This is a genomic window from Lacticaseibacillus suihuaensis (assembly GCF_054785075.1).
In genome coordinates this window covers 37957-56522 of sequence record NZ_BAAGBJ010000014.1, presented here as the reverse complement: position 1 = coordinate 56522, position 18566 = coordinate 37957, and the positions used below count along the sequence as shown (strand labels likewise).

Sequence of the window (18566 nt, the reverse complement as noted above, 5' to 3'; positions counted from 1 at the left end):
GGATAAAATCACCGTTAGCCACAAAATATTGTAGTGATGCGGCCACGAGGACCACCTTCATTATACCGCGTTCGCGGCGGCGGCGCCGGGCGTTCTGGCGCCGCCACGGACCTGCCCCCGCCCGGTTCGGCGGCTGCCGCGTCGGGCGAGCGGCCTAGGTTGCCCTCGGGTGCAGCCGCGGCGGGTCAGCCGAGCGGTTCGGCGGTTGGCGCGGCGGCAGGGGAATCGCTGCGTCGGCCGGCCGCTTCGCCGCCCGGTGTGGTGGCCGCACCACCGCTCGGCTGCCCGACGGTGATCACGCCGGACATCAGGGCTGCGGTCTTTGGGCTCAGGTGGTGCGTCACCCAGATCTCGGTGCGATTCGGCAGGGCCAACAGCGCCGTCTCAACCTGCCGGGTGCTTGCGGGGTCGAGATTGGCCAGCGCCTCGTCCAAAAGCAGGATCGGGCGGTCGGACAAAAGGGCGCGTGTCAGCGCGATCCGCTGCTTTTGGCCGCCGGAGAGGTTGGCCCCGTCAAGGTCCAGCCGCGTCTCGAGGCCCTGGGGCAAGGCGGCGGCCACCGCGTCCAGGCCGGTGTCCTGCATCGCCTGGGCCAGCGCGGCCGCCGTGACCGGTTGGCCCAGCGTCAGGTTCTCCCTGAGGGTCAGGTTGAACAGCACGGGCCGCTGGGTGACCAGGGCGATTTGTTCCCGCAAGGCGGCCGGGGCGACGGTGGCGACGTCTTGGTCATCGAAGGTGTAGCGGCCGGTCTGCGGTTCGATCAACCCGGCCAGCACGGCCAACAGCGTCGACTTGCCGCTGCCGCTTTCGCCGACGATCGCGTAGTGGCCACCGGCCGCAAAGCGGTAGCTGACGTTGTCAAGCACCGGCGTGGCGGCGTCGGGGTAGGTGTAGTGGATGTTGGTCAGGCGCAAGGCGTGTTGCAGCGGCCCGGCCAGCGGGGCGGTCGGCCGCGGTGGCACCGGCACGGCCGTGAACTTGGCCAGGATTGGGGTGACGGTTTTGATCTCAGCGACGTTGGCGGCCAGGCCGGTCAGGCTGGAAAACAGCGACCCCGAAAGCGTCTCGGCGGTGACGAAGGTCCCAAGCGGCACGTGGTGGCCGAGAAACAGCCAGCCGGTCAGCGCCAGAATCGCCAGCTGACACAAGAAGCTGACGCCGTTGGTGACGGCGAATAGCCGCCCGGTCGCCCGGGCGTAGGCCACTCGCGCCTTTAGCAAATGCCGGGACTGCCGGTTGGCGGCGGTGGTCAGCTGCTCGCTGCGGTTGAGCATCGCGAGCTGGTCGAAGCCGTTCAGGCGGTCGGTCAAGGCGGTGGTCAGGGCCTCATTGGCCTGGGTGGTCGCCAGGTTGGTGCGGTTCATCGCCGGCGTCAGCGGCCGCGGCGCCACCAGCATCAGGCCGGTCAGGGCCAGCGCGGCTAGGGCCAGACTGTAGTGGTAGCGCCAAAGCGTGACCGTGGCCATCACCACCGTCAGCACCTGCCACAGCGCCAGCCAGAAGTTTTCCAGCCCGTACTCCTGAATGGTGGTGACGTCGTTAGTCAGCCAAGACAGGTAGGTCGGCACCCCGTGGCGGTGAAAAACCGCCGGCGTGGTCGCCGCCAGCCGGCCGGCGATGCCCTGACGCACGTCCGTGGCGACCTGCTCGTTGACCTGAGCCTGGGTGACCGTGGTTGCGTAGCGCTGCCAGGCAAAACCACCCAGCACCAAAAGCGTCAGCCCGAGGGCGTGCAGGAAGCCGCCGGCGTTGCGGTGCGACAGCTGGGTCAGCGCATTGCCCGAGGTCACCGTGTACAAGACGTTCAAGGCGGCGCTGGCCACGACCCAGGCGGTGGCCCGAAGGCTCAGGCGCCATTCGCGCCGCAAAAACGCACCGAGGCCTGTCATCGGCGGCTGCCCTTGCGGCCAGCGCCGCGGTCCAGGTCCTTGCGGTGTTTGACCTGCTTGATCAGCTTGCTTTGCTGCTTGGCCGCGGTGCGTTGGGCCTTGGTCGGCGCCTTTTGCATCGCCGCTTCAAAGGCCTGATACGCCGCAAACTCGGCGGGGTCCAGCTCGCCTGTCGCCAGCGCCTGCTGAACGGCGCAGCCCGGCTCGCTGCGGTGGCGACAGTCGCGGAACTTGCACGAGGCGGCCAGCGTGGTGAGGGCCTCGAACTGGGCGGCCAGGCCGAGCCCGGCCTGCTCGACGCCAATCGCCCGCATCCCCGGGGTGTCGATCACCACGGTGCCGGCCGGCAGCACGAACGCCTGCCTGGCGGTGGTCGCGTGGCGACCGTGGCTGTCGTCCTCGCGGATGGTCAGGGTTTTGAGCCGAATCGCCAGCAGGTTGGCCAACAGCGTCGACTTGCCGACGCCGCTGGAGCCGACGAAGGCCAAAACGGCGGTGGGGGTCAAAAGCGGTGCCAGCGCGACTTGCGGATCGGCGTCGCGGTTGATGCTCAGCTGCAGGCTGTTCGGGAAGGTGGCGGTCAGCCTGGCCTGAAGCGCGGCCAGCGCCGGGGCGGTGACCAGGTCGGTTTTGCTAATCAAAAACACCGGTTCGGCGCCGCTGGCCTGGGCGATGCCGTGGAAGCGGCGCAGGCGATTCAAGTTGAACTCGTGGTTGGCCGACGTGACGATTACGACGTGCGTCAGGTTGGCGGCGATGCCCTGGACCTGGTCGGTGTAGCTGCCGGAGTCCCGGGTCAAAAACGTGGTGCGAGGCACCAGCGCCGAGATGACGAAGCCGTCTGCGGTGAGTTCGCCGGTCACCCGGTCGCCTACCACCAAGGCGGTGTGGCGCTGGTTGAGTTCGTAGCGCAGGCGACCGCGCAGCGTGGCCGGCCATTCCCGGCCGTCAAGGCTGACGCGGTAGTGATCTTGAGACTGAAATAAAACGATTGCGGTTGAAGTCAATTGACTAAATTCCTCCATCTGGGGTGACGATCGACGCACCGGCTGCCACTTGGGCAGGCTAGCGGTGTTTGCATGTCGACAGTGGCCAGGGCGGCGAGCGGTGCAGCGCGGGAGCGTCTAGCTACGCACCGGTGCTTGTGACCAAGTTCGGGCCACCAGCACCAGCGCTAGGTTAGCCGTCCCGCTAAGGACGCACCGTGCCGCTCTGGACACAAAAAAACAAGCGGTTGCCCGCTTGTTGGATGGCGAAATAACGACTCAATGACCCAAGCCGGGCCACGCGTTGGCGTGGCAGCCGGTTAAGGGCGAGACGTGGTGGGCGCCAAGAAGGGACCCAAATTCGCATCCGCCAAGCGGCGAATTTTGACCGATACTGCGTTAACTTCTGGCATGCGAATGGTCCTCCTTCTTGGAGCCGATTGATTCGGTTCACTGTGGCTTAGAATAACCGGCCCCGCCGCAGAATGCAAGCCTTTTTTGGAAAAGGGTATGGTAAAATAGGCCCAAACATGACGAAAGCAGGGATCTTATGCAAGTGATCATCACCGTGATTGGCACGGATAAGGTGGGCATCGTGGCCGCGGTCACCACCCGCCTGGCCGCACAACACATCAACCTTTTGGACGTCTCCCAGACCATCATGCAAGGGGCCTTCACCATGATGCTGCTCGCGTCGCTACCGGACGGCGCCGACTTCACCGCCGTGAAGGCTGACCTGCAGGAACTCGGAGAAAGCATCGACGTCGAGATTCGCATCGCGCGGCAGGAAATTTTTGACGCGATGCACAAGCTGTAGGAGGGCCCATGGAAACTCAGCAGATTCAAGAGACCATCCAGATGATTCGCGAGGAGAATCTGGACATTCGCACCATCACCATGGGCATCTCGCTGCTCGACTGCGTGACCGGCGACATGGCCACCACCGCCGAGAAGGTTTACGCCAAAATCGTGCGCGTGGCCGCCGACCTAGTGCCGGTGGCCAACGCCATCGAAAACGAGTACGGCATTCCGATCGTCAACAAGCGCATCGCCGTCACCCCGGTCGCGATGCTGGCCGGGGCCGACCCCAACCCCGACTTCGGGCGCTTGGCCAAGGCGCTGGACGACGCGGCCAAGGCGGTCGACGTCGACTTGATCGGCGGCTTCACCGCCACGGTGCAAAACGGCTGCACCAAGGCCGACTGGGCGCTGATGCAGGCGATTCCGGCCGCCTTGGCCGCCACCGACCGCGTCTGCGCCTCGGTCAACGTCGGCTCGACGCGATCCGGGCTGAACATGGACGCGATCAAGACGATGGGCGAAGTGGTCAAGCAAGTCGCGGCGATTCGTGCGGAAAACGCGATGAAGCTGGTGATTTTTGCCAACGCGGTCGAGGACAACCCGTTCATGGCCGGGGCCTTTTGGGGCGTGTCCGAAGGCGACGTCGCGATCAACACCGGCGTCTCGGGCCCGGGCGTCGTGCAACGCGCGATCGCCGGCAAGCCCAAGGCCTCATTTGGCGAAATCTGCGAGCTGATCAAGCAGACCGCCTTCAAGGTCTCGCGGATGGGGCAGTTCGTCGGGAAGGTCGCGGCCAGCCGCCTGAACGTGCCGTTCAACATCGTCGATCTGTCCCTGGCGCCGACGCCGGCCGCCGGCGATTCCGTGGCCGAGATTCTCGAGACGCTGGGCCTCAGCCACGTCGGTACCCCCGGCACCACCGCGGCCCTGGCGCTGTTGAACGACGCGGTCAAAAAAGGCGGCATCATGGCCGCCGAACGCGTCGGTGGCCTGTCCGGTGCCTTCATTCCGGTGTCCGAGGACGCCAACATGATCAAGGCGGCCCAGGCCGGCCAGATCACGCTGGAGAAGCTCGAGGCGATGACCGCCGTTTGCTCCGTCGGCCTGGACATGGTCGCCGTGCCGGGCGACACGCCGGCGACCACCATCAGCGGCATGATCGCCGACGAGGCCGCCATCGGCATGATCAACAACAAGACCACAGCGGTGCGAGTGATTCCCGTGCCGGGCAAGGGCGTGGGTGACAGCATCGAGTTCGGCGGCCTGTTCGGGGTGGCCCCGATCATGCCGGTCAACACCGGCGACGCCTCGGTGTTCATCAACCGCGGCGGCCGCATTCCGGCGCCGATTCACAGCTTCAAGAACTGACCGCACCCCTCAAAAACGCAACCGGTTGCCTCGCGGCGGCCGGTTTTTGCGTTCCCAAGGTGGCACGGCGCGGTTGGGACGGGCGGCTCAGGCGAGGTGGCCGAATCTCATTAAGACCGATGAGGGAATCAGCGCCGCCACTGCGTAATGTCTGAGTGGAGGTGATGATATGTTTGTTGCCCTTGATGCGAGCCACCACCCGGTGACCTTACGCGACCACGAGCAGGCCAAGGCGCTGGTTGGTGACTTTGTCTGCCCGGCCTGTCGCCAGCCGGTGGGGATTCGCAACGGCCGGGTGATGCCGGCGCATTTTTACCACCTGGGGCCGCCTTGCGCCGCCAGCGAACCGGAAAGCGCCGAACACCTGGCCGGCAAGCTCTGGCTGATGGCTTACGGGCAAAGGCGTGGGTTTGCGCCGGTGCTGGAGCAGTACTACCCGCAGATTCGCCAACGCGCCGATGTGGTGTGGCAACAGGCGGGGCGAGCGCTGGCGCTGGAGTTTCAGTGCAGCCCCATCAGCCTGGAACGGCTGGCCGAGCGTTCCGAAGGCTACCGCAGGCTGGGCATCCCGGTGGTGTGGATCATGGGCAAGCGGTACTTCGCGCGGCAGCCCAAGGCGCTTCAGGCCAAGTTTTTGGCCCAATCTAGGCGCCACGGTTGGCACCTGTGGTTCCTAGACGTTCGCGCCAATCGGCTGGTGTTGTGGCAGCTGGGGCAGGGGCTTCTAGTGACGTGGTACCGCCCCACCGCAAGTCGCCGCTTCCGGCAGGCGACCGGACCGCTGCCGACCAAGTCGGCGCTTGGGGTGGCCACGGCGCTGCGCCACCGCGAGCCCAAGGCGATGGCGCTTCAGGCGGCCAGTGCGGCGCAGCACCGCAACCTGGCCGGGGTGCCGTGGCTGGTTCACGCGGCGCCGAGCGGCCTGATCGGACTGCCGCTGCCGGAGTGGCAGCTGCGAGCGTGGTGGCTATTGACCTTCGGCGACCTGCTGGACATCAAAAAAGCCGCCGAGGCGGCTTTTTGGCAGCGTTTTGCGGCTGATCGCACCCCACTGGTGCCTGCAGGGGTGTTGCTGGCGGCGGTGGCGGCGCAGTGGCACCGGGTGCTGACGGCCAGCGGTGCCTGGCGACCGACCGCCACCGGGTGGCAGTGGCGCCAGCCGCCGGCGTGGTACCCCACGCTCGAGGCGAAGCTCGCGGCGGCCGGCCGAGAACCGGTGTTGCAGCCGGCGTCGACCGCCCGACTGCAAAATGGTCGCGCCTAACGCACCCGCTTACGCCGCGGGTGGCCGTAGGTGGGGTCGAGCATCAGCCTGGCGCAGGCCTGGCGCAGCGCCTGGTAGGAGGCGAGCGACTCGAGGCGCAGCCCGGTTGTGCGGCTGGAAGCGACGTTGAACACCACGGCGGTCGGCGCCGCGGTCACGCCCATTTCCTGGGCAATCGCGTGGTCGGAGGCCAGGCACTGGCGCATCGCCTCCTGGGCGCGGTCGGCGGCCAGGACCTCGAGGTTGAGGCCGACTCGCTCGGCCTGGGCCAAGGCGAACGCCGGGTCGTAGTGGTGCGGATCGTGATCCAGCATGTCCTGGGCCGCCATCAGGAAGGCCCGGGCCTTTTTGTTGCCCTGGAACTGGGCGGCCTTGTAGTCCAAAGACAGCTGGTAGGCGACGTTGAACAGGTGGTTGCGCAATGCGAGGTTGCGGTGGTTCAGCTGGGTCTCGCGCATGAACTGGTCGATGACCTGAATGGTGACAATCGGAACGAAGTGGACGGTGACCTTGCCGGGCAAATCACGTTGAAGCTCGGTGACGGCGGTTTCGGCTTGGCGGCAGCGGCGATTGATCGGATTCACGAACAAGAAGAGTTCGAGCATTGCGTTTCCTCCAAAATTGTAAAGGTATTATTTACATTAACTTTACCAGATTTTTACAAAACAACAAATTTTACGTTCACAAATTTTTGCTGTTTTGCAGAGCCCGGGTTACTTTGTTGGTTAAACCGCGGTCTGATAGGCCAAAACGCTGGCGCAGCATCATAAAAAAATTTTTACCCACAGCGAAATTTTGCACCTCAAGTTCGAGTTCAAAATCCTGTGTCTGATTAGGATAGCATGTTTGGTCGAGCGTGAGCAAACCTGCCGCCTGCCGGCTCAGCCGCCGCGTGGTGGTCGCCGTCGCCACCTGCACCAGCGTCGCCCAGGCGATGCCCTGCGCCGCAAGCGCCGCCTCGACCGCCCCGCCGGCGGTCAGATTGCCGGCCTGGGGGAGCGGGTCGGTGATCTCCGTCAGCCGCCGGTTGGGCCCGGCCGGCACCTTGAGCGTCTGTTCGGCGCGTTCGGCAAAGCGCCGCACCCGCAGGCCGAGGTGGCGAGCGGCCAGTGCGGCGTCTGGCGTGTCGAAGTACAGGTTGGTCTGGGTGAAGGGCGCCTCAAAGGCGAAGGCGGCCTGAATCGCCGCGGCCTGGTCCGGGGTCAACAGCGCCTTGAGCTCCTGTTCGGTTGAATGCATGGTCTCACCTCCGCCTCCAGTATACAGCCTGACCCTAATTGAGGGGGAGATATGGTAGAATAGATGAGAAATCAGGGGAGGCCATCGCATGCAACGAGACTGGGACACGTTTTTAATGCCGTATCAGCAAGCCGTCAAGGAACTGAAGCTCAAGTTCCGGGGGATGCGGATGCAGTTCCTTCAGGCCAGCACCCACTCACCGATCGAAATCGTGACCGGGCGAGTGAAGCCGGTGGATTCGATCATCGAAAAACAGTCGCGGCGCTACATCACCGATGACCTGCTGGAGTCGGACATGCAAGACATCGCCGGGCTGCGCATTCAGTGCCAGTTCGTCGAGGACATTTACGAAGTGGTCGAGCTGATTCACCAGCGCAAGGACATGGACGTGGTGGAGGAGCGCGATTACGTCACCAACGTCAAGCCCTCAGGCTACCGCAGCTACCACATGGTGATCGAGTATCCGGTCCAGCTGGTGCATGGCGAAAAAAAGCTGCTGGCCGAGATTCAGATTCGCACGATGTCGATGAACTTCTGGGCCACCATCGAACACAGCCTGAACTACAAGTACCAAGGCGAGTTCCCGACGGCGCTCAAGGAGCGGCTCAAACGCGCGGCCGAGGCCTCGTTCATGCTGGACACCGAGATGTCCGAGATTCGCGAGGAAATTCAGGAGGCCCAGCAGTTGTTCTCCTACGGCAAGGGCCAAAGCCTGCCGCCGTACCACGCGTCAGACAAGAAGGATGATTAGATGCGCATTGCGATTGTGGCCAACTCCGGCGCTCAGACGCGCCAGGCCGAAACTAAGCTCAAAACGCTGCTGGCGGCGGCCGGCTTCACCCTGGCCGATGACCATCCCGACGTCGTGATCACCATCGGCGGCGACGGGACGCTTTTGTCTGCCTTTCACCGCTACGCCAACGCGCTGGCCACGGTGCGGTTCATCGGGGTTCACACGGGCCACCTCGGCTTTTACACCGACTGGCGCGACTACGAGCTCGAGGAGCTGGTGGAGGCCTTGAAGAACGACTCGGGCGAAAGCGTGTCCTACCCGCTGCTCGACGTCTTGGCCGACTACGAGGACGGCACCACCTCGCATTACCTGGCGCTCAACGAGGCGACGCTCAAACGCACCGGTGGCACCATGCGAACCGATGTCTACATCAAGGAGAACTTCTTTGAAAGCTTCCGCGGCGATGGCCTGTGCGTCGCCACGCCGACCGGGTCGACCGCCTACTCCAAGAGTAACGGCGGGGCGGTGATCCACCCGCGGCTGGACGCGATGCAGGTGACCGAGATTGCCTCGATCAACAACCGCGTGTTCCGGACGCTGGCGGCGCCTTTGATCCTGGCGCCGGACGAGTGGGTGGTGCTGCGGCCCGAGCCCTTCCAGGACTACCTGATGACCATCGACCAGTTCACCATCACGCCGCAGCTGGTCACCGAGATTCGCTTTCGCATCGCCGACGAGCGGATTCACTTCGCTAGGTACCGGCACATGCACTTTTGGGACCGGGTGGAGGACGCCTTCATCGGCGCCAAGAAGCAGCCGTGAGGTTCAAGTGGACCTACACGGGTGCGGCGCGAATCAAGCTCGGCAGCTTCTTGAAGGCGCAGGGGCTGTCCAGCATCCAGCTCAAGCGGATGAAGTACCGCAAGGGCTACGTCTTCGTCAACCACCGGCAACGCACCACCGATTTTCGGCTACGCCCGGGCGACGTCGTGCTGGTGCAGCTGGCGCCGGAAGTACCGGTCGACACCGTCGTCCCGACGCCCGGAACGCTTGACATCGTCTATGAGGACCCCTACCTGCTGGTGGTGAACAAGCCGGCCGGCGTCGCCTCGATTCCGGACGCGGCCAAGGGAAACGACAGCATGGCCAACTTCGTCAAGGCCTATCTGGCGACCAGCGGGGCGGAAAGCACCGCCATTCACGTCGTCACCCGGCTGGACCGCGACACCAGCGGGTTGATGCTGTTCGCCAAGCACGGCTTCGTTCACAGCCTGCTGGACCGCCAGCTGCACTCAAGGGATTTGGTCAAGCGCTACTTGGCCTTCGTGCAGGGGGCGGCGCTTGCGCCGCACGGCTGGCTGGTGCTGCCGATCGGCCGCACCCAGGAGTTTTACATGAAGCGCGGCGTGGTGCTGGGGGGCAAGCCCTCGGTGACCGAGTACCGGAGGCTTGCGCGAAGCGGCCAGGCCAGCCTGGTGCTGGTGACGCTTCACACCGGCCGGACGCACCAGATCCGGGTTCATTTTGCCGCCATCGGTCATCCGCTGTTCGGCGATGACCTGTACGGCGGCAGCCAGCGGCTGATCGGCCGCCAGGCGCTGCACTGCGCCACCCTGGACCTGTGGCACCCGGTGCTACACACAAAGTTGCACTTAACTGCCGCACTGCCTTCGGATATGGTATCCTTAGGCGACAAGCTAGGAATGAGGAAGTGGGAAGATGTACCAATTATTGACTGATTCAGCCTGCGACTTGCCGCTGGCCACCCTGAAAGAGAAGCAAGTGGGCATTGTTTCGTTTCACTTCACCGTGGGCGAGCAAGAGCTGACCGACGACATGGGCGCGACTTACGAGCTCGAGGACTTTTACGCCCAGATCAAAAGCGGCGTGATGCCGACCACGGCGCAGATTAACATTGCCGAGTACGCCGCCTTCTTTCGGCCCTACGTCGCTGCGGGGACGCCGATCGCCTACATCGGCTTTTCAAGCGGACTGTCCGGCTCGCTGAACAGCGCCCGGCAGGCTCGCGAGCTGTTGCTCGAGGAGTTCCCGAACGCGACCATCGCGATTGTCGACACGCTCGGCGCCAGCGCCGGTGAGGGCCGCATGGTGCTTGAGGCGATTCGGCTACGCGACAGCGGGGCGACCTTGGCCGAGCTGACCGCCTGGTTCGACGGCAACGCGCTGCGCCTGCAGTCTTGGTTCACCGTGGATTCGCTGGACTACCTGTACCACGGCGGCCGGGTGTCTCGCACCGCCGCGACCCTGGGGACGCTTTTGAACATCAAGCCGCTTTTGGACGTCGACCCGGCCGGTCACCTGCGGATGGTCGGCAAAATCCACTCGCGCAAAAAGTCGCTGCAGGCGCTGGCCGACCACCTGCTGGCTGCCTTGCCGAGCGACCCGGAGCAGCCGCTTTTGATCGCCACCAGCGGCGATTGGGACGCGGCCAACTTCGTCAAGGACCGCATCCTGGCCCAGGCGCCGACCGCCAACATTCAGGTCGGCCCAATCGGCTTGACCATCGCCAGCCACACCGGCTTTGGCTGCGTCGCCGCCTTCGTGATGGGCGCCAAAGACCGCCAGTAGCCGGGATTCAAGAGACCAGCCTCGCGTGGTGCGAGGCTGGTCTCTTTTGGCCGCGGTGATATTTCCCGGGAAATATCACCGCGGCCGCGAAAATTTCCCATAAGTTTTTGCAAACCGGTGGCGGCCGGCGGCTGAGCCTGTATACTGGAAGCATTGGAGATTAGAGGAGGAAGCAATGCTAGACATTTTGAAGGCCATCGTCATCGGCATCGTGGAGGGGCTCACCGAGTTCCTGCCGATCAGCTCGACGGGCCACATTGACCTGGTCAGCCAGGTGGTGACGATCAACCAAAGCAAGGACTTCATGGCGATGTTCGAGTACGTCATTCAATTCGGCGCCATCCTGGCCGTGATTTTGCTGTACTTCAACAAGCTTAACCCGCTGGACTGGCGCAAGCCCAAGCCCGAGCGCAACAGCATCTGGCTTTTGTGGGCCAAGGTGATCGTGGCGGTGCTGCCGTCCGTCGTCATCGGCCTGCCGCTCAACGACTGGATGGACGAGCACCTGCACACGCCGGTGGTGGTCGCCACCACCCTGATCGTCTACGGGATCTTGTTCATCATCATCGAAAACGCCTTTCGCGACCGGGCGCCGCGCATCGCGACGGTGGCCGACATCAGCTTCCAGACGGCCCTGTTCATCGGGCTGTTCCAGGCGCTGTCGATTGTGCCGGGCACCAGCCGCTCCGGCGCCACGATTCTCGGGGCCATCATCTTGGGCACCAGCCGCGTCGCCGCCACGGAGTTCTCGTTTTACCTGGCGATTCCGACCATGGTCGGCGTGTCGATCCTCAAAATCGGCAAGTTCTTGATGAACGGCAACAGCTTCACCGGCGATCAGTGGGCGATTCTTCTGACCGGGATGGTCGTGTCGTTCCTGGTGGCGGTGGTGTCAATCAAGTGGCTGCTGCGCTTCGTCAAGACCCACGACTTCAAGCCGTTCGGGTGGTACCGCATCGCACTGGGCGTGGTGGTGTTCGCGCTGCTGCTGGTTTAATTGGGAGGTCTAATCATGATCAAAGAAGTCTGTGTTGAAAACTTCACGAATGTCCCCAAGGCTATCGCGGCCGGGGCTTTGCGCATCGAGCTCAACGACAATCTGCCGGCCGGCGGCACCACCGTCTCGCGTGGGGTGATGGCGGCGACCACGCAGTACGCCCACGACCACGACGTCTCGGTGGTGGCGATGATCCGCCCCCGCGGCGGCAACTTCGTCTACTCGGATACGGAGCTCAAAATCATGGAGACCGACCTGTTCGTCGCCCAGGAGCTCGGCGTCGACGCGGTGACCTTCGGCGCGTTGACGCCGGACGGCTGGCTCGATGAAGAGGCGATGACCAACCTGATTGCCGCGGCCGGTGGCGCGACCGTTGTGATGCACATGGCCTTCGACGCGATTCCCGAAGCGCAGCAGCCGGCGGCCATCGACTGGCTGGTCGCCCACGGCGTCGAGCGCATTTTGACCCACGGGGGGCCGCTGACGCAGCCGATTTCGGCGACGCTGTCGCACCTGCGCGAGCTGGTGACCCTGGCGGCCGGGCGCATCGCGATCCTGCCGGGCGGCGGCGTCACGGCCGCCAACGTCGACGCGGTGATGGCGGCGGCCGGGGTGCAAGAGGCCCACGGCACCAAGGTGATCGCCTACTAGATTCAACCGCCAAAACCGGCCTGCGCCTGCAGGTCGGTTTTTTGGTGGCGCGTGAGCTCAAAAGTTGACAGTGAGATTGGCAGGGCTTACATTATAGTCAGATGATTGTCAACGGGCAGGGAAGGCGCCGCGGCCGCAGCGCTTGCAACTCTTCTGCTTAGGGGGAAGGTCCGGGACATAAGCATTCCCAGTACCCCCACCCATGCCATGCCGAACCAGGCAACAACGTCGACGTTTTCGCGCAACGGCCTCCTCCGATTGGGGCCGACCACCAGGGTGTGGACCACCATCCCCCTGCCGCACAGCCCGGCGCCTACTCGCCACGCGAGGTAGCTGCGGTGCCGAACTGACAGGGGGCTTGCACCAACCGCGGCGGGGCCGGGCATTCCCGCCTCGCCGCCACCGCATCGCCGCAATCAGGCCACCAACCACCAAGCCACCGCCCGAGTCGATCGGCGGTGGCTTCGGCGCGGCCGGCACCAAAAAGGCTTCCCCGTGACTGGCAGGGAAGCCTTTTTGGCGCGATGCTGCGGCCGGGCTTAGGCCCGGGCCCGGTGACTGAGGTCGCGCAGCCCCGGCAGGCCCAGCATTGTGACCAGTGAGATGATGTACAGGGCCGACAGGAAGCCCATCGTGATGGTCAGCGTGTAGTGGTCCATCAACAGGCCGATGACCACGGAGGAGAAGCCGCCGATCGCGCGGCCGACGTTCATGATCACGTTGTTGGCCGTCGAGCGAATGCGAGCCGGGTACAGCTGGCTGATCACGGCCCCGTAGCCGCCGAACATGCCGTTGCTGCAGAAGCCGACGACGGCGCCGATAATCACCAGCACGGCGCTGGAATGCGCCAGGGTGATGGCGAACACGATCAAGGCGCTGGCGGTCAGGAACAGGCCGAACGCCCAGCGGGGGCCGAGGTGGTCGAGAATGTTACCGAACACGGCCATGCCGACGCACATCCCGCAGATGGTCGCGACCATCCACAGGGCGGAGCCGGAGACGGACAGGCCCTGCTGCTTTTGGACGATCACCGGCAGCCAGTTCATCAGGCCGAAGTAGCCGGCAATCTGGACGATGGTCATCACCATCAGCCCCAGGGTCTGGGCGGCCAGGTGGCGGGTCTTGAACAGCTCGGAGAAGGCGACGCGCTGGTGCAATTGCTTCGCCTTCGCCCGGGCCTCAAGGAAGGTCGCCGATTCGTGCAGGTGAGCTCGCACGAAGAAGGTCAGGGCCACCGGCAAGACGCCGAGCAAAAACAGGGCATGCCAGCCCCACAGCGGCAAAATGACGGAGGCGGCCAGCGCCGCGATGATGGCGCCGATCTGGCCACCGATGGCGGCGACGGAGGTCATGCGGCCGATGCGGTCGTACACGAAGCTCTCGGCGATCAGCGCGATGCCGACGCCGTACTCACCGCCGGCCCCGATGCCGGCCAAAAAGCGCAGGGCGTAAATCAGCCAGATGTTGTTGGCAAAGGCCATCAGCGCCGTGGCGATGGCGAAAATCAGAATCGTGTGGGAGAAGGTCTTGACCCGGCCGATGCGGTCGCCGAGCAGACCAAAAAGCGCCCCACCGACCAACATGCCGACATTGGTGATCGACCCGATCAATCCCGCGGCTCCGCTTGAAATGTGGAGTTCGGCGATGATCGGTGTCAATGCGAACGAGAGGAACATGATGTCCATGTTCTCTAGCGAAAAGCCCGATGCGGTGGATGCCATCACGAGTTTTTGCTCGTGCGACAGATGGTCAGTAGAACGCGCTGCTGAAGTTTGCATATTCAATTTTCCTCCAAAAAGAACGCTCTCTGTCGTTCCTTATTTTGGCGAACGTTGGCGGCCGCGCCGCTAATGTTTGTCTGGAAGTAGCCTACCATGCTGCCTGAGGCATTGCAAGCGGTTTTTGGCCCGGACCTCGGGACTACCCGGTCAATCCTGCGGCCGAGGTGACAGAATTGTTCGCGCAATCGCCGGAATGCGGTGCTATCCTGTGGGTGATTCAGGAGAGGGATGGGTGTGATGATGGTGTGGTACAAGAATCGCCCGGCGACGGTGTGGGTGATTGACCAAGCGGCGCCAAAGCCGCCTTGGGTGCAGCAGGCTTTTGCGGCGCATTACTTGTGCTGGTTGGACGGGCATCTGCGCATTTTGATGGCCGGCCTTTCGCCGGATGCGGCGACGAATCTGAAAGTCGGTGCGGTGGGGACGCTGGGCGGCGGTTTTGCCGGCTACGGCATGTACGTGCTGGGCTATCCAGGCGATGTGTTGGATGTGACCAATCACCGCGTGGTGTCGGCCAAGCAGTTCGCGCGTCAGTACCGGACGGTCGCTTCTGAATGATGGCGGTCGCACCGAAGACAAGGCCCCTGCAGGCAGTCAGGGGCCTTGTTGACGTCTTAAACCCGCGTCGTGGCGGTCATGCCGAACACCGCCATGCAGCCGTAGCCGGTGTGGCAGGCGATGGTCAAGCTGACCGGGCGAATCAGCAGCTGCACCGCCGGCCGGGCGGCGCGGATGGCTTCGGCCACCACCGCCGTGGCGGCCCAGTCGCCGGCGGTGGCCAGCATCAGCGTCTGCTGGGGGTCGGCGTCGTAAGCCGCGGTGGCCGCGGCGACCAGCTTCCCCAAGGCGGCCTTGCGCGACCGCGCCTTGCCGCTGAGCTTCACGCGCCCGGTGGCGTCAATTTCAAGCATCGGCTTGATTTTGAGCATGCCACCGATGACGGCGGCCGCTTTGGGCAGGCGACCGCCGCGAACCAGGTGGTCCAGGTCGTCGACGGTGACCCAGTGGTGCATGAACTGGCGGTGGGTCGTGACCCAGGCGGCCACTTCGTCAAGCGTGGCGCCGGCCGCCTGCATCGCCGCGGCGTGCAGGACCAACAGGCCCTCGCCGCCGCTGGCCCCCAGGGTGTCGACGATGGTGATGACGGCGCCGGGGTGGTCGGCCAAGAGCAGTGCCCGGGCCTGCCTGGCGCTGTCCAGCGACCCGGACAAGGCGCCGGAGAAGCCGAGGTATAGCACCGGCACGTTGGCCGCGACGAAGGGCGAAAAGAAGGCGTGGTACTCGCCGACGTTGATCTGCGTGGTCGACACCGCTTCAGCGGCGTGCAGCTTGGCGTAAACCGCGTCGCTGGCGTGCGTCTCGCCCAAGGCGTCGGTCATCAAGGTGCCGTTGACGCTGTAGTGAAAGGGAATCGCCGCGACGTGGTGGTCGTCAAGCAGGGTTTGGGGCAGGTCACATCCGGAGTCTGTGCATAGCTGATACATGAGTCACTTCCGTTCCGCACGCGGGGTGCTGAGTTTGCAGGTCTGTGTTCTAGGATACCAGAAAACTTTGTTTATGGCATTACTAATTTATGCCATGACGCGTATTGTGGCGTGGCTGCCGCACAGGCAAACAAAAAGCCGCCTCGGCAAGCGAGGCGGCGCAACCGGATTAGTCGGCGTTGAGGAACAACACGTTGACGGCCTCCGGGGTCTTGATGTCTTTTTGAATTTCGGTCAGCAGGCCGGTCGCGGCATCGCGGCGGTACAAGGTGCCGTTGTCGGACTTCTGGTTCACCGCCAGCACGTAGGACTCGGTGAGGTCCAGCGCGAAGTCGCGGGGGAAGTCGCCTTCGGTTGGCAGCTGCTGGATCAGGCTCAGGCTCAGCCCGTCTGCCGAGATGGCGTAGACGTTCAGGCTGTTGTGGCCGCGGTTGCTCAGGTACAAGAACTTGTTGTCTGCGCTGATGCGAATCGCGGCGGCGCCGTTGAAGTCGTGCCAGTCGGCCGGAATGGTCGATTGCGTCTGGCCCAGGGTGAAGGCGCCGGTGGCCGGGTCGTAAGGCAAGACGCTGACCTGGCTGGACAGCTCGCCCAGCAGGTAGGCGATGTTGTGAGCCGAGTTGAAGGCCAGGTGGCGCGGCCCGTAGCCTGCCGGCAGCTTCAGGATGGTCGGCTCACCGAGCTTGCCGGCGGCCGAAACCGGGTAGGTGCTGACCTGATCGATGCCCAGGTCGACCACGGCTAAGCGCTGGTCTTGGGTCAACGCGGCGTAGTGGACATGGGCGCCGTCTGCCTGCTCGGGTTTGGGACCGTGCAAGGCGTTGTCGTGCTGCGCCACATCGGTTGCCACCAGCGTGTGGTCCGGCTGAATCTTGTAGACGTTGACGCGGCCTTCGTGGTAGTTGCTGGCAAAAACCAGCTGGCGGGTTTCGTCGATCGAAATGTGGGCGGGACTTGAGCCCGGCACCAGCACTTCAGCGATCACCTTGGCCGGGGTCTGGTTCAGGTCGATGGTGGCCACCCCGCCGACGCCTTGACCGGCATCGACGGCGTAGGCGAAGTTCGCCTTGGACACCGCCAGGTAGGTCGGGCTGCCGATGGTTGAGACCAGCGGGGTCGGTTCGGTCAGCTCGCCGGTCGCGCTGTCGAACGCGGCGCGGTAGATGCCGGCGCCGCCACGCTTGGTGTAGCCGCCGAGAATCACGGTTTGTTTCATAAGTTAAGTGCCTCCTCAGTCAGTTTGAACGCTTTCAGTATACCATGCAAGGCGTGTTACAATTGAGGCAAAAGCAGAAAGCAGGCGATAGCATGAGCATCAAGGCAACGATTACGGCGGTCGGGCCCAAGGCGCTGAGCGACCGCGACCCGATGGTGATTCTTTTTGACGACAGCGCGACGGCGGCCCTGCGCCAGGTCGCGGTGATCCAGCGCTTCTTGGACCAGGCGGCCCAGCGCAAGCTGCGCCTGGCCGCTGGCGACACGCTGACCATCGACGAGACGACCTACACGATCACCGCGGTCGGGGCGTTGGCCAACGCCAACCTCCAAAGCATCGGCCACGTCACGCTGATGTTTGCCCCGCAACCTAAGGACGGTGGCCTGGCCAACGCGCTGTACCTGAGCCCGGCGATTCGGCCCCGCGTGGTGGTCGGCAGCACCTTGGACTACCGGCCGGCCGAATGACGCTATGGACAAAGCCAGCCCCGCGCAACTGCGCGGGGCTGGCTTGCTGTTTAGTATTGGTCGCCGTTGAAAATCGAGTTCTTGACGATGACGTAATCGACCTTGGTCAAGGCGGCGAGGTCGCGGCCGCCGGCGTAGGACACGGCGGATTGCAGGTCCTCTTGCATTTCGGTCAGGGTGTCTTGGATGTGACCCTTGACCGGCAGCAGGATTTTTTTGCCCTCGACGTTGTGGCGCTCACCCTTTTGGTACTCGGAGGCGGAGCCGAAGTACTCGGCGTAGAGCTTGCCGTCCTTTTCGACCTTCTTGCCCGGGGTTTCGATGTGACCGGCGAACATCGAGCCGATCATGCACATCGTGGCGCCGAAGCGCAGGGACTTGGCGATGTCGCCGTTGTTGCGGATGCCGCCGTCGGTGATGATCGGCTTACGCGCCGCCTTGGCACACCAACGCAAGGCCGCCAGCTGCCAGCCGCCGGTGCCAAAGCCGGTTTTGAGCTTGGTGATGCAGACCTTGCCCGGGCCGATGCCGACCTTGGTGGCATCCGCGCCGGCGTTTTCAAGCTCGCGAACGCCTTCCGGGGTGCCGACGTTGCCGGCGATGACGAAACTTTGGGGCAGCAGGCGCTTGATGTGCTGAATCATGTCGATCACGATCTGCGCGTGGCCGTGGGCGATGTCGATGGTGATGTACTCAGGCACCAGCTTGGCTTGGGCGAGCGCCTCGATGAAGGCGAACTCGCTGTCTTTGACCCCGACGGAGATCGAGGCGAACAGGTTCTTGTCGTGCATGTCCTGGATGAAGGCCGTGCGGGTTTCCGGGTTGAAGCGGTGCATCACGTAGAAGTAACCGCTTTGGGCCAGCTGGACGGCCAGCGGCTCGTCGATGATGGTCTGCATGTTGGCCGGCACCACCGGCAGCTTGAACGTGCGGCCGCCGAATTCAACCGTGGTGTCCACTTCGCTGCGTGAGCGAACCACACACTTGTTGGGAATCAGTTGGATGTCTTCGTAATCAAAAATTTCCATGAAAATCGTCCTTTCGTCAAAAGCCGAACATTGCACCGGGCTCGGCGGGTGTTTTACGCACCACCCCGAAATA

General features: G+C 64.0%; 19 protein-coding genes. 11 read left to right on the top strand and 8 right to left on the bottom strand.

Annotated features, from left to right (window positions below):
- Positions 1-185: 185 nt before the first annotated feature.
- Positions 186-1889 carry an ABC transporter ATP-binding protein gene (locus tag ACYVRZ_RS11245; protein WP_461226942.1) on the bottom strand — a complete coding sequence of 568 codons (1704 nt, stop codon included), beginning with the start codon at positions 1887-1889 and terminating at the stop codon, positions 186-188.
- Positions 1886-2896, bottom strand: a complete 1011-nt coding sequence (gene rsgA / locus ACYVRZ_RS11240) for a ribosome small subunit-dependent GTPase A (RefSeq protein WP_461226940.1) — start codon at positions 2894-2896, stop codon at positions 1886-1888. The genes ACYVRZ_RS11245 and rsgA overlap by 4 nt, the downstream gene beginning before the upstream one ends.
- 529 nt (positions 2897-3425) lie before the next feature.
- Between rsgA and ACYVRZ_RS11235 the strand changes: the two genes are divergently transcribed.
- From ACYVRZ_RS11235 to ACYVRZ_RS11225, 3 genes are all read left to right on the top strand, one after another.
- Complete coding sequence (locus ACYVRZ_RS11235) at positions 3426-3692, top strand: ACT domain-containing protein (RefSeq protein ID WP_461226938.1); 267 nt, start codon at positions 3426-3428, stop codon at positions 3690-3692.
- A gap of 8 nt (positions 3693-3700) precedes the next feature.
- Entirely contained in the window at positions 3701-5044 is a 1344-nt protein-coding gene (locus ACYVRZ_RS11230) for a DUF711 family protein (RefSeq protein ID WP_461226936.1), read from the top strand.
- Between the two features lie 169 nt (positions 5045-5213).
- The gene (locus ACYVRZ_RS11225; protein ID WP_461226934.1) at positions 5214-6308 is read left to right on the top strand and encodes a competence protein CoiA; all 1095 of its coding nucleotides are present in this window, start codon (positions 5214-5216) and stop codon (positions 6306-6308) included.
- Here ACYVRZ_RS11225 and ACYVRZ_RS11220 read toward each other — a convergent pair.
- Entirely contained in the window at positions 6305-6913 is a 609-nt protein-coding gene (locus ACYVRZ_RS11220) for a DsbA family protein (protein ID WP_461226932.1), read from the bottom strand. The two genes, ACYVRZ_RS11225 and ACYVRZ_RS11220, sit on opposite strands and share 4 nt — an antisense overlap.
- A gap of 76 nt (positions 6914-6989) precedes the next feature.
- A complete protein-coding gene (locus tag ACYVRZ_RS11215; protein ID WP_461226930.1) occupies positions 6990-7547 on the bottom strand; it encodes a CYTH domain-containing protein in 558 nt (185 codons plus the stop codon).
- 88 nt (positions 7548-7635) lie between these two features.
- On the opposite strand from ACYVRZ_RS11215, the gene ACYVRZ_RS11210 reads away from it, so the two are divergent.
- The 6 genes from ACYVRZ_RS11210 to ACYVRZ_RS11185 all read left to right on the top strand — a co-directional run bounded on the left by ACYVRZ_RS11210 (position 7636) and on the right by ACYVRZ_RS11185 (position 12517).
- Positions 7636-8298, top strand: a complete 663-nt coding sequence (locus ACYVRZ_RS11210; protein ID WP_262315549.1) for a GTP pyrophosphokinase — start codon at positions 7636-7638, stop codon at positions 8296-8298.
- The gene (locus tag ACYVRZ_RS11205) at positions 8299-9102 is read left to right on the top strand and encodes an NAD kinase (protein ID WP_262315548.1); all 804 of its coding nucleotides are present in this window, start codon (positions 8299-8301) and stop codon (positions 9100-9102) included.
- Positions 9099-10019, top strand: coding sequence for an RluA family pseudouridine synthase (locus ACYVRZ_RS11200; protein ID WP_461226927.1), 921 nt, complete (start codon positions 9099-9101; stop codon positions 10017-10019). Before ACYVRZ_RS11205 ends, ACYVRZ_RS11200 begins: the two co-directional genes overlap by 4 nt.
- The gene (locus ACYVRZ_RS11195; RefSeq protein WP_461226925.1) at positions 10000-10869 is read left to right on the top strand and encodes a DegV family protein; all 870 of its coding nucleotides are present in this window, start codon (positions 10000-10002) and stop codon (positions 10867-10869) included. The genes ACYVRZ_RS11200 and ACYVRZ_RS11195 overlap by 20 nt, the downstream gene beginning before the upstream one ends.
- Positions 10870-11044: 175 nt before the next feature.
- Positions 11045-11866 carry an undecaprenyl-diphosphate phosphatase gene (locus ACYVRZ_RS11190; protein WP_461226923.1) on the top strand — a complete coding sequence of 274 codons (822 nt, stop codon included), beginning with the start codon at positions 11045-11047 and terminating at the stop codon, positions 11864-11866.
- A gap of 15 nt (positions 11867-11881) precedes the next feature.
- Positions 11882-12517, top strand: coding sequence for a copper homeostasis protein CutC (locus ACYVRZ_RS11185; protein WP_461226921.1), 636 nt, complete (start codon positions 11882-11884; stop codon positions 12515-12517).
- 539 nt (positions 12518-13056) lie between these two features.
- On the opposite strand, the gene ACYVRZ_RS11180 is transcribed toward ACYVRZ_RS11185, so the two are convergent.
- On the bottom strand, positions 13057-14295 hold the full coding sequence (locus ACYVRZ_RS11180; RefSeq protein ID WP_461226919.1) for an MFS transporter: 1239 nt from the start codon (positions 14293-14295) through the stop codon (positions 13057-13059).
- A 240-nt stretch (positions 14296-14535) separates the two neighbouring features.
- Between ACYVRZ_RS11180 and ACYVRZ_RS11175 the strand changes: the two genes are divergently transcribed.
- Complete coding sequence (locus ACYVRZ_RS11175) at positions 14536-14856, top strand: role in replication (RefSeq protein ID WP_461226964.1); 321 nt, start codon at positions 14536-14538, stop codon at positions 14854-14856.
- 56 nt (positions 14857-14912) lie between these two features.
- Here ACYVRZ_RS11175 and ACYVRZ_RS11170 read toward each other — a convergent pair whose 3' ends face one another.
- A complete protein-coding gene (locus ACYVRZ_RS11170; protein WP_461226917.1) occupies positions 14913-15782 on the bottom strand; it encodes a DegV family protein in 870 nt (289 codons plus the stop codon).
- Positions 15783-15951: 169 nt separating this feature from the next.
- Positions 15952-16998, bottom strand: coding sequence for a lactonase family protein (locus tag ACYVRZ_RS11165; RefSeq protein ID WP_461226915.1), 1047 nt, complete (start codon positions 16996-16998; stop codon positions 15952-15954).
- Positions 16999-17090: 92 nt separating this feature from the next.
- Between ACYVRZ_RS11165 and ACYVRZ_RS11160 the strand changes: the two genes are divergently transcribed.
- Positions 17091-17465, top strand: a complete 375-nt coding sequence (locus tag ACYVRZ_RS11160) for a PTS glucitol/sorbitol transporter subunit IIA (RefSeq protein WP_461226913.1) — start codon at positions 17091-17093, stop codon at positions 17463-17465.
- Between the two features lie 50 nt (positions 17466-17515).
- Here ACYVRZ_RS11160 and ACYVRZ_RS11155 read toward each other — a convergent pair whose 3' ends face one another.
- A complete protein-coding gene (locus ACYVRZ_RS11155) occupies positions 17516-18493 on the bottom strand; it encodes a GMP reductase (RefSeq protein WP_461226911.1) in 978 nt (325 codons plus the stop codon).
- Positions 18494-18566 lie beyond the last annotated feature (73 nt).

What these genes read in the sequence shown, in the direction of transcription:
- ACYVRZ_RS11245 (WP_461226942.1), bottom strand. Translation starts at nt 1,889, where the DNA reads ATGACAGGCCTCGGTGCGTTTTTGCGGCGCGAATGGCGCCTGAGCCTT.
- ACYVRZ_RS11235 (WP_461226938.1), top strand. Translation starts at nt 3,426, where the DNA reads ATGCAAGTGATCATCACCGTGATTGGCACGGATAAGGTGGGCATCGTG.
- ACYVRZ_RS11230 (WP_461226936.1), top strand. Translation starts at nt 3,701, where the DNA reads ATGGAAACTCAGCAGATTCAAGAGACCATCCAGATGATTCGCGAGGAG.
- ACYVRZ_RS11225 (WP_461226934.1), top strand. Translation starts at nt 5,214, where the DNA reads ATGTTTGTTGCCCTTGATGCGAGCCACCACCCGGTGACCTTACGCGAC.
- ACYVRZ_RS11220 (WP_461226932.1), bottom strand. Translation starts at nt 6,913, where the DNA reads ATGCTCGAACTCTTCTTGTTCGTGAATCCGATCAATCGCCGCTGCCGC.
- ACYVRZ_RS11215 (WP_461226930.1), bottom strand. Translation starts at nt 7,547, where the DNA reads ATGCATTCAACCGAACAGGAGCTCAAGGCGCTGTTGACCCCGGACCAG.
- ACYVRZ_RS11210 (WP_262315549.1), top strand. Translation starts at nt 7,636, where the DNA reads ATGCAACGAGACTGGGACACGTTTTTAATGCCGTATCAGCAAGCCGTC.
- ACYVRZ_RS11205 (WP_262315548.1), top strand. Translation starts at nt 8,299, where the DNA reads ATGCGCATTGCGATTGTGGCCAACTCCGGCGCTCAGACGCGCCAGGCC.
- ACYVRZ_RS11195 (WP_461226925.1), top strand. Translation starts at nt 10,000, where the DNA reads ATGTACCAATTATTGACTGATTCAGCCTGCGACTTGCCGCTGGCCACC.
- ACYVRZ_RS11190 (WP_461226923.1), top strand. Translation starts at nt 11,045, where the DNA reads ATGCTAGACATTTTGAAGGCCATCGTCATCGGCATCGTGGAGGGGCTC.
- ACYVRZ_RS11185 (WP_461226921.1), top strand. Translation starts at nt 11,882, where the DNA reads ATGATCAAAGAAGTCTGTGTTGAAAACTTCACGAATGTCCCCAAGGCT.
- ACYVRZ_RS11180 (WP_461226919.1), bottom strand. Translation starts at nt 14,295, where the DNA reads ATGCAAACTTCAGCAGCGCGTTCTACTGACCATCTGTCGCACGAGCAA.
- ACYVRZ_RS11175 (WP_461226964.1), top strand. Translation starts at nt 14,536, where the DNA reads ATGATGGTGTGGTACAAGAATCGCCCGGCGACGGTGTGGGTGATTGAC.
- ACYVRZ_RS11170 (WP_461226917.1), bottom strand. Translation starts at nt 15,782, where the DNA reads ATGTATCAGCTATGCACAGACTCCGGATGTGACCTGCCCCAAACCCTG.
- ACYVRZ_RS11165 (WP_461226915.1), bottom strand. Translation starts at nt 16,998, where the DNA reads ATGAAACAAACCGTGATTCTCGGCGGCTACACCAAGCGTGGCGGCGCC.
- ACYVRZ_RS11160 (WP_461226913.1), top strand. Translation starts at nt 17,091, where the DNA reads ATGAGCATCAAGGCAACGATTACGGCGGTCGGGCCCAAGGCGCTGAGC.
- ACYVRZ_RS11155 (WP_461226911.1), bottom strand. Translation starts at nt 18,493, where the DNA reads ATGGAAATTTTTGATTACGAAGACATCCAACTGATTCCCAACAAGTGT.